The sequence below is a fragment of the Microbulbifer variabilis genome (assembly GCF_020524905.1).
GTDB lineage: Bacteria > Pseudomonadota > Gammaproteobacteria > Pseudomonadales > Cellvibrionaceae > Microbulbifer > Microbulbifer variabilis_A.
The window spans coordinates 179,765-192,793 of the sequence record NZ_JAIVKI010000007.1 but is presented as its reverse complement, the minus strand read 5'-3'; the positions used below and the strand labels follow the sequence as shown (position 1 = coordinate 192,793).

Genomic DNA, 13,029 nt, shown 5'->3' with positions numbered 1-13,029 from the left:
AAATAAGTCGCCGTTTCCACTAGGGCTGAATGTTGCCTCTCAAAACGTTCGACTAACATCCAGTTCTGATCTTTTTACTCAAGAATTTTTGTTGAAGCTCGACTGCCAACTTTTATGTTTCATTGAAGTCCTGAGTGTATTTTGAAGAAAACGCATTTCATTAGAAATAGTTTTAAAGCAAAAGGATAAGCTGGATAAACGCTATGAACAAACGTCGAAAACCCTTTAAAAAATTGCAATTGTGGCACCTGATAACACTATTCACCGCCTGCCTCTTTGTAAAAGCCTATGGATTTTCCCTGGCTAGCGAAGCCAATTACTGTAGTGTGCACTTGGCTGAGTGTGGAGTGATTCGTGGCGAAAGTGGAGAGACCGTTGATTGTGGTAGCTGCTCAAATGGTGAGAGTTGCATGGCCAATCGCTGCGAGACAACCTGCTCTCTCGATCAAACAGGTAAAGGTTCTTTTAATAGCCTCTTTGCTTATGTCCCGAGCCAGATTACCAATACAGACTTATCTGGTAATGGGCACTTGGTTCAAACCACCTATACCGGGATACAACCTGATGACGGCGATGATTTCCCATTCATAAGCCGTACAGATATGACCGCAAAAGCTATTGCACTGGACTTTGGCAATAGTAGTGCTGGGCTACCTTTAACGGTTTCATTTAAATATATACCTTCTCAAGCGCTACAAACCAATACGTTGATTAGCAGTAGTAGTTTAACGGTAATCGAACGACAGGGAATAATCACTACACAGCTCCATGGCGATGATGATATCGAAATTATCAACAGCGAAAGTATTTCAAAAACCTATAGCTGCAACCAAGTCACTGCGGTTATCGACTTGGATATGGTAACCACGTATTTCAATGGCAATGTAATACAACATAATGTGGACGCCAGCGGTGTAGATACATTGACCGGTGTGATGAATATTGGTCCTTATACTGGCAAGATCTGGGATCTCCGGGTTTTTAACCGAGCCCTTTCTCCTGATGAAGCCAATTTACTCGGCGAGGATTGTGATGATAGTGGTAGCCGGGAAACGCCATTTGAAGGATACCCCAACTACCTCTGCTCGGTATACCAATGTATCTGGTGGCCCAATGATGTAGAAACCTCTGATGCATCCCTTCAGTACCAGGTTAATGCCCATGATATGACCTGGGAACACAATGTACTGGCCACAGGTATGCACATTCACGGGAATCTCTGTGGTGAATATGAAAAGCCACGCGACTTACAACTAACAGAAGCCTATAGGAATTCCTGGGTAAACAATTTCAACAAAGATAATCCCTGGAATAATTATGTCCTACATGAAAACTTCCATTCCTATCAAACCCGTGCCGGCGGCGGTAGCAAAATGTTACAGGAGTCGACTGCCAACTGGGGTGCCTATTCGCAAAAGCCGGGGCATGACGGAGTAAACCTGTTGGGCATGTATACTTTGCAGCCTCATCAGCCACTCCACACGGATCAAAGTTCACCATTGGAGGAAGGCATCATAGATGCCTATAAAGGTGGTCATCAATATGGTGCCGGTATCTATGAATTTTATTTAAGTGAATACGTTACCGACCGAAAATTTATCGGTGATATTTATAATGACGACCGCCGTTACTCTGCCCCTATAGCCGCCATGTACGACCTGGTGGCTCAGGCAGGATACGATATGCGTGAGGTATTTTCAGAGTTTGCTGCGCGTACGATTACCTGGGATTACCCTGAGTATGGGGAGCAGTGGCGTCAAGCGGAGGTGGATTCCTATGGCCGCATGGTGAGTCAACAGCCTGACGACTTACCCGATGAAGAAGTCGATAATAAGATCTCAGAATTCTATGGTGTTGAGGGTACCAATGGGCAGTGGGTCGCAGTACCCGAGCGGTACCGTCCTGGCAGCTGGGCATATAACGCTTATGAGGTGGAAGTCTCGCGTGATGAAACCTACCTCATCGGTGTACGACCCTCGGTCACAAACCCAGAATATGCCGAATTCCGGGCGCAAGCGGTGGTTTATAACGAAGACTCTAAAGAGCGACGTTACCACCCTATCCCTGTTGTTAGTGCTGGCGAGGAAAGCACTGTCACTGTGCCGGTCAGTAGCGGGGAGACCCTATACCTGGTGGTAGCCAGTACGCCCTCGCAAAAGTTTACCGATTGGGATGCCTACCGCTACGATTATCTGATTGAAGCCGGTGCCACAGATGGCAACGACAACAACGGCTTGAACTGGGCCTATTATGAGGGCCAATGGGATCAACTGCCGGATTTCACCCAATTAACTCCCGTTGCCACAGGTACCTCGACCAATATCGATATCAGCCAGCGCAATCGCAACGACTTTTTTGGTTTCCGCTTTGAAGGTGAGATTCAGATCGATACTGCCGGAACCTATACCTTCTACACCAATTCTGATGATGGCTCGCGCCTCTATATCGATGGGCAGATGGTAGTCGACAACGATGGTGAGCATCCTGCTCAAGAGCGCTCTGGACAGATTGAACTGAGTGCAGGGCGGCATGCGCTAGTGGTGAATTTCTTCGAGCATGGAGGTAACGAAGTGCTTGAAGTAAGTATCGAAGGGCCGAACATCAATAAAACTCCCCTACCCGATGATATTGTCTATTCCGGCACTGGTAGTGGCGGTTCTGGTGACACAAGCGGTGTTCTTTATGAGTACTTTGAAGGGTCTTGGAATTCTCTGCCTGATTTTTCACAACTGACAGCCGTTAAGAGCGGTACCACAGCTAATTTCGATATCAGCCCCCGAGATCGCGATGATGAGTTCGGTTTTCGCTTTGAGGGTGAGATTCAGATCGACACAGCGGGAAGTTACACATTCTATACAAACTCAGATGATGGTTCTCGTCTCATTATTGATGGCCAAACCGTGGTGGAAAATGATGGCGTGCATGCGCCGCGTGAAAACTCTGGGCAGGTTGATCTGACCAGTGGTCGTCACTCAATTGTGGTGGAGTTTTTTGAGCTTCACGGCGGCGAGGTGCTCGGGGTCAGTCTCGAAGGACCCGGTATCGACAAAATGGCCATTCCAAACACCCTACTCTTTACCGGTGAAGATGGTGGCGGCGGTGGTTCCGACAACACGGCCCCGGTAGCTGATGACTTGATGGTAACCGTGAACCAAAATAGCTCGATCAACATCACCCTTACGGCTTCAGATGCCGATGACGATACTCTCGCATATTCTGTGGTTAACCCACCCTCCCACGGCGCCCTAAGTGGCCAGGCCCCAGACTTGGTTTATTCACCGGCTAATGGGTATAGCGGTAATGACAGCTTTACCTATATCGCCAATGATGGCACTGAAGACAGCGAGCCAGCCACAGTCTCGATAACGGTCAACCCTGTTGGCTCAGTAACCCCGGCCAAACTGTATTTGATGGCCGGACAATCCAATATGGTTGGTCATGGCAGCAACAGTGCGCTGGAGATTATTGACCCCGCTCTGAATACTGCGAGGGATGACGTCTTTATCAAAGCAATTATCAGCCCCAACAAGGCCCTGGGAGCGCTTCAGCCTGGTTATGGTTACGGCAATGGTAATTTTGGGGTCGAACTCAAAATGGGCCATGTGTTGGGCGATGTTCTGGATGAAGAGATAGCCATGTTCAAAGCCGCTCAAGGTGGCACCACTTTGGACAACCCCGATCACTGGCGCCCCCTGGCATACGGCGGCAACGAGGGCAACCTGTATGACCAGATGATCACCGGCTTTGACGCTTTCCGCTCGAACGAGTTAGCGGATATCGATCATGAATTAGCCGGCTTCATTTGGTTCCAAGGTTACAACGATACTTTTGGTACTGAGGATAATTATGAAAATCATCTTCGCAATCTACTGACGTCGATTCGTAATGATCTCGGTCAATCAGATCTGCCGGTTATCATCGTACAAATTAACGATAACCGCGGTGCAGCCGGTGAGGTAGTCATGGAAGCTCAACGGGTTGTTGCTGAAGAGGACCCGAATGCCAGCTTGGTCATATCCAGTGATTTAAGGCCTTACTATCACTACGGTGATGACAGTTATGTGGTGATTGGCGAGCGGATAGCCCAAGCGGCATTGCCACAGCTGGGGAGACCAGCGGCAATCGGTGACGAGTACACGGCAGCCCCGGATAACACACTGAATGTGGACCAATCACAGGGTGTTTTGCACAATGATTCAGGTGATGGCTTGTCGGCTGAACTAATCAGTACAACCCAGTATGGCAACTTATCTCTCAATGGGGATGGTAGTTTCACTTATACCCCCGATGCGGATTATTTCGGGCCCGATCAATTTGAGTATCGTGTGCAAGCCAACGGCTTAGCAGGCAATACTACTAAAGTGAAACTCTGGGTTCGCGATGAAAACGACCCTCTCACCCTGCATTACACCTTTGATAATTATTCCGAGAACTCGACCACGGATGATGCATCCGGTATCAAAGCACGGGTCATCGGAGACGGGGTCAGCTTTGGCCAGGCCGGCTACGAGGGCTCAGCAGCCTATTTCAATGGTGAAGGCGTTCTACATTATTGGGAGACCTACCCCATTGTCGACTTCCTCAACCTCCACACCAGTCAGGATTTCAGCTTTGCCATTTGGGTGAAAACCGATACCTCAGTCACTGAGGAGCAAATACTGATTTCCAATAAGTATTACTATGGGCGAAATGGCGGCTTTGCTTTCACCACGTCCAGCAACGGTAGCATCAAAGCGTTAATCAGTGCCCAGGATCATGACAATCACAGCTACAACACCGTACGTGTCGAAGCCACTCAAGGGGTTATTGATGATGGTAACTGGCACCATGTCGCCATGGTGGCCGATTTTTCTAGTGAACAGTTGACGCTTTATGTTGATGGAGAGGTAGTTGGTCAGGGAGACCTGAGCACCCTGGTCGGTGAAATCAATCAATATGAATCTGCCATAGGGGATGGTTCCGGCGGTGGTGACGGTAGCTCACAAGGTTTCCAGGGTTATCTGGACGATCTGCGTATCTATCGCAAAGCCCTAACAGCCCAGGAGGTTGCACAACTGGCGGACGTGGAAGATGGAGGTAATGATGACGGCAATGGCCTCAATTACGCCTATTACGAAGGCAGCTGGAACGAATTACCGGATTTCACCCAGCTGACTCCCGTTGCTACGGGTACTACTGCCAACATTGATATGACATTGCGCCAGCGCGATGATCTATTTGGTTTCCGCTACGAAGGTTATATTCAGATTGATACAGCTGGTACTTACCGGTTTTACACCCGGTCCGATGATGGCTCTCGCCTCATTATTAACGACCAAGAGGTGGTAAGTAATGATGGTATTCACGGGCCGGCCGATCGCTTTGGAGATATTAATCTCGGTGCTGGCCGACACCATATAGTCATCGAATTCTTTGAATACTATGGCGGCGAACTGCTGGAAATGAGTTACGAAGGTCCGGGAATTACAAAGGTAGCAATACCCGATAATGTGCTTTTCCTAACCGATGACTCCAGCTCAGGCACAGTGAGCGATGGGACCTATGTAATCGTCAATGCCGCCAGCGACCGTTGCGCAGATGTTACCGGGGCGAGTAATTCCAATGGAGCAGATATTATTCAATGGGACTGCCACGGCAACAACAACCAACGATGGCAAGTTACACAAGTTAGTGATGGCCTTTATACCCTCACCGTGCTCCATAGTAACAAGCTGATGACAGTGGAGGCTGCCAACGATGCTGAAGGTGCCAATGTGTATCAGTGGGAGGCCATTGACGATAACAGCCAGAGATTTTACTTGGAGCACCAGGGAAATGGCTCTTATCGAATCCGGCCAGCACATTCTAACCTGTGTATCGAAACAGCATCCATCGCAAATAGAGAATCCCTTTATCAGGGTGCTTGTGATGCTAGCGATGGAGAATACTGGGTATTCGAGAGTGATTAACTAGCACCATTAATAGAAAATTAGTAGATAATAAGAGATAAAAGCCAGGGAGATTTTTCTTCCTGGCTTTTTGTGTATTGATTTGATTGTGAGCATCTCTAACTGGGCAAATATCTTACACCAGAGCATCCACGCTCAACGTTCTCGATTCTTCCTCAGAATTCATAACACTTCGCTGAAGTTTGAATAAAGGAAGAGATAACATGGCTGACATGTAAACCAATACCAAGAGAGCGGAAAAAAGCATTCCACCAGTAATGACCGCTGCAAGACCTCGATATATCGCTGCGCTATCACCGGGATTCAGAACCAGAGGCAAGTTGCCTAATATGCACGTTATGGTAGTCAGCATTATCGGGCGAATACGCAAGTTCACTGCATTTTTAATCGCCTCAAATTGATTCGCGCCCTCATTCATTGCCGCCTGATACTGGTTGACCAATAAAATAGAGTTATTCACCACGAGTCCCATCAGCATTACAAAACCTATCATCGTAATAACATCGAGATTCTGCGTCACAAATAGGTTAAGGAAGCTAAGGCTCAGCATACCACCAGCAAATGATAAGGGTATCGCGAGTAAAACAGCTGCAGCCAACTTAATAGAACCCAAGGTAAAGGACATGATCATTCCTAATATCACTAAAGCAGCAATAAATAGATAGAGGAACTCCTGAAGAAACACCTTAAGCTCATTGGCACTACCACGAAACTGAACGTGCACCCCCTGATACTCACCGGTACTCATAAAGCGTTTGACGCTTCCACTGACACTATCAATAAAATCTTTCATGGCAATTTCTGCAGGCGGTGTTAGGTTCAAAGAAACACTAACATCCTGGTCGACACGAAGAATGTTATCTGGGGCCAGGGTAATTTTTGCTTCAGTCAGTTGACGTAGAGGAACCAAACCATGCCCTCCAATCATTATCTCCGTATCAAGAAGTTGCTTAAGATCCCTGGGATCTCTAGACTTCAAATAGAATGGGAGCGTATTAGTCCCTGTATAGAAATTTCCCAGATATACCCCATCGGTTAACGTTACGAGATAACGATTGAAGTCCGATAGACTCACTCCAAACTGTATGAGCTGCTCCTGATTTGGCTGAAATTCAATACGCACTCCGCGGTCATTTAGCGCTGTGCCTTCCTGAATCTGGGCATTTGGAAACTCAGACCTGAGGTGAGCCAATAATTCTCTTCCCACAGACTGTAGGATTGGAAGTTCTGCGCCCTTCACATCTAGCTGGCTAACCCGACTGTTAGGCATGGCAAATTGCAGCAACTGACCTTGCCGGGTGAATATCCTTGTGCCGACCAAATCATGCACAACCTCTGTTTCGACCCAATTCTTGAATTCATCAAACTCCCAATCCCCATGAGTATAAAAATAGAGATTACACATAGCTGGGTAGCACATGATTCCATAGGTAGAAATCTGTGAACTGCGAGTACCGATATTTCGTTCAATCCTATTCTGGATGATCTGGGCTACTTCCTCTTCAATGACATCCAAAGCCATGGGCTCTTCAAAATTGATATAAGTGGAAACCATTGCCTGTTTGGGTTCTGGCAATACATCAATAGGTGGAGCTGCAACATAGGCAACAATGAGTGCTACTGGGACACAGAGCAATAACACTGCGTAAGCCCATTGCCGGCGCGTTGCCGGTAACACCGACCAATTTATAAATTTCGATAGTATTCGATTGGACTCATTACCCTTCTCTCGAGAAACTTTTTCTGATAAGCCTTTCAAGGTATACCGTGCTATCGCCGGCAAGAGAACCAGAGCGAACAACAATGAAGCCAAAAGTGCACTGGAGATAGTGAAGGCGAGATCCATAAACAATTGCCCAGTGGGCGATTGCATGGCGAGGATTGGCAGGAACACGATGACACTGGAGATTGTCGAAGATACCAATGCACCACTGACCTCCTGAGTCCCTCTGCGAATACATGGTAAAAGTCCCAAACCCTGCTGCCGTAGCCGCTGGATATTCTCGACAACAATGATAGCGGCATCAACCAACAACCCGATGGATAGAGCCACGCCAGCCAAAGAGATGACATTCATACTCTTGCCAGCTATGTACATTCCAAGGGTAACAAGAGCAACGCAGACCGGTATGCTGAGAAAAATCAGGAACAGAGTCCTTAGATCTCGCAAGAACCAATACAGGACAAGACAAGCCAGTAATGCTCCCACTATCAGGCTTCCGTAAACAAGCATTAGTGAGCTTCGTATACTCTTTGAGTCATCGCGACTAAACGCTACCTCCATTCCTAAATTCGACAAGTCTCCACGATTCAACTCATCGATCACCTGCTTGATGCTATCGATGGAATCTAAAACATTGATATTCTCTGCCGGTTGTAAATAGAAATAGAAAGCTCGGTTTCCTTGGAGCGCAAAGTAATTCCAATCGGAAACCAATCGGGTATGGACTGTGGCAATATCCCCCAGTTGAATAATGTGTGGCCCCCTGCTGGCAATGGGTATATTGCGAAGTTCATTCAATGGAACATGGCCATTGAAATGTAGCCCATATTCTTTGGAACCAATTTTCAGACTTCCACCGGACCGATCTACCAGATCATTGAGACGGGATTGCACTTCATCTATGGTTAGCGAATGGTTGGCAAGCTTGACCGGTTCGAACTCGATATCGACACGCTGCTCCATGGGTGTGCCTGCGACTATCACCGAAGCGACACCAGGGACTTTACTAAAAGCGGGTTGGATATGGTCTCTAAAAGCCTGGATGAGTTCAGCTTCACTAGCCGAAGTTTTCGAATATAGGAAGAAGCTGGCTAGTGTAGCGCCGGCACCATTACTGAAGTTAAAGACACGAGGTAGCCGAACGTGTGAAGGCCAGTTTGGTACCTGGTTGATGCGCGAGAGCACATCAATATACACCTGCTCCATATCGGCATCTAAGTGAAAGGTCATGGTAGTCCAGGCAAAACCGTTGGAGGTATTGGTCTGAATCTCCTTGAGATGACCTATTGAAGATAACTCTTGTTCCAAGGGAGCAACGAGAGCCTGCTCTATTTCACTCGCTGTCTTACCAGGCCAGGATGTCGCGAGAGCAATTTGGGGGCGATCAATGACCGGCAATAGTGCATTGGGCAATTTAAGGCCAGCGGTAATTCCTAGAATAACTAATAAGAAACCGCAGCTTATGATTACCGCGCTGTATTTCTCCAAAAGCTTCATGACTGTGCCTTATTCACCGGTATCACATCCTGATCTACCTGCAAGCCTTCATGCCCAACCACAACCAATAAATCACCGGGTTGGATTTCTGACTGGACAACGAAATAGGAATCCAAAGTGTCGAGTATTCTTACTGGCACCTTATGTACTTTATTCTGTCCATCGACTGCCCAAACTTGATGTGTATTACCTTCAAGCTTGACGGCATCTGATGGGACCCGGGTAATACTCTCGGTTTGCAATGCATTTTCTGCTCTCTCGAGCATGGAAACCTGGAAACGCTGCCCCACCAATAACGATTGGTACTGATCTCCATTACTTTCAAAATAGAGAGTCAAATTTTGAGTATCAGTTTCTACCGTTACGCCAATATCACGTAAGAAGATCGGCTCACCCTGAAGATGGAATTCAAACTTTTCCAGGGAGGTGACTTCAGGCGCTTGATCTTGGGGAACCTTGCATTCCAGTTGCTTCTTTTCCAGTGGTAACAATTGCGCAATTCCTTGGCCGGGACTTAACCTCTCACCCGGACTAGCATTCACTTGTATCACTTGACCACTAAACGGCGCATAGTGTTTCAGATGTTCTAGGCGATATTCACTGGTTTGTAATTGCTGCCTTAATCGCTGCCTATTCAGCCGGTAGGTATTGACTTGAAGTAGCAGCACACTCAGCTGGGATTGAGACACCATCTCGCTTTGCCTTAAGGTCTCAAGTCTCGCCAATTCGTCTTTTGCATGTTTAAGTTGTGCCTCTACAAGCTCAAGATCGGTGCGGATGACCGCAATCTCACTGTTTAGGTAATACCCATCCTGCTCCGCCACCAATTCACCGGCTTTGATCGTCGAACCGACGGGCTTTACCGTAGTCAATTCTGCTTGATTATGGCTGGACACTTCATGTACAAATGGTACGCTAACCGTACAATACAGCGTGGTCTCCACGGCTTGCTGCCACTCCAAAGCCTTCTCCACGATGACACGCTCCTGACCAGCCGCATGCATAACCATTGAGCCCAGAGCCAATGTGATTAGCCAACAGCCTATTTTTATTGTTTTGACCAGTGCAATATTCCTCATTCGTGTTCCTTACGAAAAAGTCAAATGTATTGAGTGGCTAAAAAACGTGCTCTCAAGATTGCCATCTTCACAGAGAGTTGTCTTTGGCTATTTACCTGTAATTTGTACCAGATACGACTCTTTCGCTTACCTATATCTACACCATAATCGAATATATGCGATTAAAAGACTTTAAAGATTTTGTAGGTTTTTTAGACATGTAAAGATTGTCTGTCATCAAATTTAAAAGTGTCCAACAGGCTTCTCTTATTTCAGGTACCCAATTTCGGAAATACTGTTAAAGCAGTCCCATTTATATCCTAGCAGTAAGAATTTTCGCAGATTTAACTTGGCTATCCCCTACTTTACCAATAGGCTACTTCCCATACTTCAAGCCTTCCTAAATGAGAGGTTGAGATCCGTAATTCACTTTAACGGTCCATTAAATAAAACATATCTATTTAAGATAAAAGAAATAATCCACCAACAAATAGGTCAAATATGTACTTGAGGCTACTCTCAACCATCGTCTTACTGCTTTCACCGATCTATGCAACCGCGAACAGCTCCACAAATGTTGGAGTCGTACCCCTAAATTATATTGATACCAGCAGGCCATCCTGGGATGGAGAGGGAAAGCGGCCTGTTACTTCTCACTTGTTCTATCCTACCGTCGAATCTCATACCGAGCCGTTGTTACTGGGGCAGCCAGGTAAAGAGCTATTCAATGCTGGAGAGGTGGCTTGGGCAGCTAAACCACTTTTCAATGAAAAAATGCCTTTAATACTTATGTCCCATGGAACTGGTGGATCTGCGCTCCAAATGCTCTGGATCGCCCAGCGCTTAGTCGTAAACGGGTATCTGGTGCTTGGCGTCAATCATCATGGTAATACCGCAATAGAGCCTAAAAAATACGCTGCGGGTTACACTTTATGGTGGGAGCGAACGCGCGACCTCTCTTTTGCCTTAAATTCTATCCTGAAGGATGAGAATTGGTCACAGCATATTGACCCCAGCAAGATTGGCGTTGTGGGTTTTTCTTTAGGTGGTTATACCGCACTCTCTGCTATCGGAGGCATCACTAATAGATCACTGTTCAAGGATTTCTGCAGTAGCCAGAAGAGAGATTTTACTTGTGAGGGACAGGCAGAGTTCCCAAATATCAACGAAGCCTTCAAAAAGGTGGAGAATAATCCCTATATAAAAGTTTCCCTCTCAGAACACGGAAGCTCCTATAAAATCGATCAAATTTCTGCAGCTTATATTCTCTCTCCAGCTGTCTCCCAGGCGCTAACCCAGGAAAGCCTAATGGAGATCTCTATTCCGGTATCCGTTGCCGTCGGATCTCTCGACAGCGTTGCCCCCAGTTTGACCAATGCCCATAGGGTTGCATCTTTGATTCCAGGTTCAGAATATAAGGAGATAGAAAAGGCGAGCCACTACACCTTTCTATCTACTTGTACCCCTCTCGGAAAAAAATACTTAGAAGGGCTTTGTGAAGACCACAAGACCCTTGAGAGAACACAAGTCCATGAAAGCCTAAGCCTGGATATACTTAAGTTTTTTGATCAAAAACTTAACCAAAAAGAGAAACAAACAATGGCATCCTATAAAGAGCATTAACTTTTTGTTCTCATCACTTTTATTCACATCATTCTAAGAAGTGGGCTTGCAATATACTCTAAGAGTGATTGCTGCCCATCAATATTAAGAGCACAGGGCGGCCATAGCTATAGTGGTAAATGTCTCAATAGATACTTGACCCGATATTTAATAACTATGGAGCTAAACGGCTTTAGGAGAGCAAATAGCCTCTACTGCCATACCAATAGCAAGTAAATCTAAATCTTCACCAGGCAGACCATCAAGTTCGAGTCCTATGGGTAAACCAGTTGTTGATGGGTAGGATTAGTCTATACCGGGTGTGCCAGCCGTTGTATGCATGCCTTTTTTTTACATTGATATTGTCTTTGATTGCCAAAGGAATGTCGCTGAGTGGCCCTAAAGGTGCCCCTTCAACCACCAACTTATCGATATGCTGTGCTGCAGCTAAGCTTTTTCTTTATCCAGGCTAATAAAAGCATGGAGGTTCTCATCGGCGCGAGCTTTATCCAAGGACTCTTCAATCAATGCGGTTGACATCAACTCACCAGCACGAATTTTTTCGGCAAGTTGTAAAATAGATTGCGTCATTGATATCTTCCAGCGTGAGAAGTTATTAGGGTTACTCTAGATTGTTAATTGAGAACCAATCATTCTCTACCTTACATATGGGTATATATAAGGTTAAAAGATTAAGAAAATTTTACTCATCAGGCTTATAGGCAGGGTTGTAAATAGAATATACCCTCACATACGAGAACTTGTTACTTGGACTAACATCATAAAAAGCGCACATCATTAATCGGAATTTTGAGCCAGCATTATAATGAACCTCATTCCACTCAAGGTCTTTTTTACAGAGAAAATCTATCGGCGCTTCAGAGGCTACAGTTTTTTCATCTGCTAAAAAGTGAGTATGATTCAGAATCACCTCTTGCATTTTTTCAGCAACCCCTGCCCAAAAGGTCAGAATTTCGTCACGACCAATATTTTTACGGGCTTGAGGGATATACTCGAAAGTTGCATTATTTTCGTAGTACCTATCAAAGAAATCATCTAAGCTGATTCCTCCAGTGAACGTAGAGTTAAAATCACTAATATACTGCCGATATCTTTTTTCAGTAAACATATAAATAACTCTTATATTTTAAGACCTAAAGTTAGGAGTAAAAATGACCCCATGAATCTATAACAAAGAATT

Annotated in this window: 6 protein-coding genes; 2 read left to right on the top strand and 4 right to left on the bottom strand. The window is 45.9% G+C overall.

All coding sequences use genetic code 11. From position 1 onward, the window contains the following. Positions 1 to 203: 203 nt before the first annotated feature. Positions 204 to 5,948: a PA14 domain-containing protein gene (locus tag LC073_RS10560; protein ID WP_226646808.1), complete on the top strand. Its 5,745-nt coding sequence runs from the start codon at positions 204 to 206 to the stop codon at positions 5,946 to 5,948. A 115-nt stretch (positions 5,949 to 6,063) separates the two neighbouring features. Here the strand turns inward: LC073_RS10560 and LC073_RS10555 are convergent, their stop codons facing one another. Then, the gene (locus LC073_RS10555) at positions 6,064 to 9,168 is read right to left on the bottom strand and encodes an efflux RND transporter permease subunit (RefSeq protein ID WP_226646806.1); all 3,105 of its coding nucleotides are present in this window, start codon (positions 9,166 to 9,168) and stop codon (positions 6,064 to 6,066) included. Further along, positions 9,165 to 10,247, bottom strand: coding sequence for an efflux RND transporter periplasmic adaptor subunit (locus LC073_RS10550; RefSeq protein WP_226646804.1), 1,083 nt, complete (start codon positions 10,245 to 10,247; stop codon positions 9,165 to 9,167). The genes LC073_RS10555 and LC073_RS10550 overlap by 4 nt, the downstream gene beginning before the upstream one ends. Positions 10,248 to 10,964: 717 nt before the next feature. On the opposite strand from LC073_RS10550, the gene LC073_RS10545 reads away from it, so the two are divergent. Further along, on the top strand, positions 10,965 to 11,849 hold the full coding sequence (locus LC073_RS10545; protein ID WP_226646801.1) for an alpha/beta hydrolase family protein: 885 nt from the start codon (positions 10,965 to 10,967) through the stop codon (positions 11,847 to 11,849). A 426-nt stretch (positions 11,850 to 12,275) separates the two neighbouring features. Here LC073_RS10545 and LC073_RS10535 read toward each other — a convergent pair whose 3' ends face one another. Both LC073_RS10535 and LC073_RS10530 read right to left on the bottom strand, forming a co-directional pair. After that, positions 12,276 to 12,419, bottom strand: coding sequence for a hypothetical protein (locus LC073_RS10535; RefSeq protein WP_226646799.1), 144 nt, complete (start codon positions 12,417 to 12,419; stop codon positions 12,276 to 12,278). A gap of 112 nt (positions 12,420 to 12,531) precedes the next feature. Beyond that, positions 12,532 to 12,957, bottom strand: a complete 426-nt coding sequence (locus LC073_RS10530; RefSeq protein WP_226646797.1) for a hypothetical protein — start codon at positions 12,955 to 12,957, stop codon at positions 12,532 to 12,534. Positions 12,958 to 13,029: the final 72 nt, after the last annotated feature.

Bases quoted from the DNA above. Each gene is read 5' to 3' on its own strand.
- LC073_RS10530 (WP_226646797.1), bottom strand. From the start codon at position 12,957: ATGTTTACTGAAAAAAGATATCGGCAGTATATTAGTGATTTTAACTCT.
- LC073_RS10560 (WP_226646808.1), top strand. From the start codon at position 204: ATGAACAAACGTCGAAAACCCTTTAAAAAATTGCAATTGTGGCACCTG.
- LC073_RS10550 (WP_226646804.1), bottom strand. From the start codon at position 10,247: ATGAGGAATATTGCACTGGTCAAAACAATAAAAATAGGCTGTTGGCTA.
- LC073_RS10535 (WP_226646799.1), bottom strand. From the start codon at position 12,419: ATGACGCAATCTATTTTACAACTTGCCGAAAAAATTCGTGCTGGTGAG.
- LC073_RS10555 (WP_226646806.1), bottom strand. From the start codon at position 9,168: ATGAAGCTTTTGGAGAAATACAGCGCGGTAATCATAAGCTGCGGTTTC.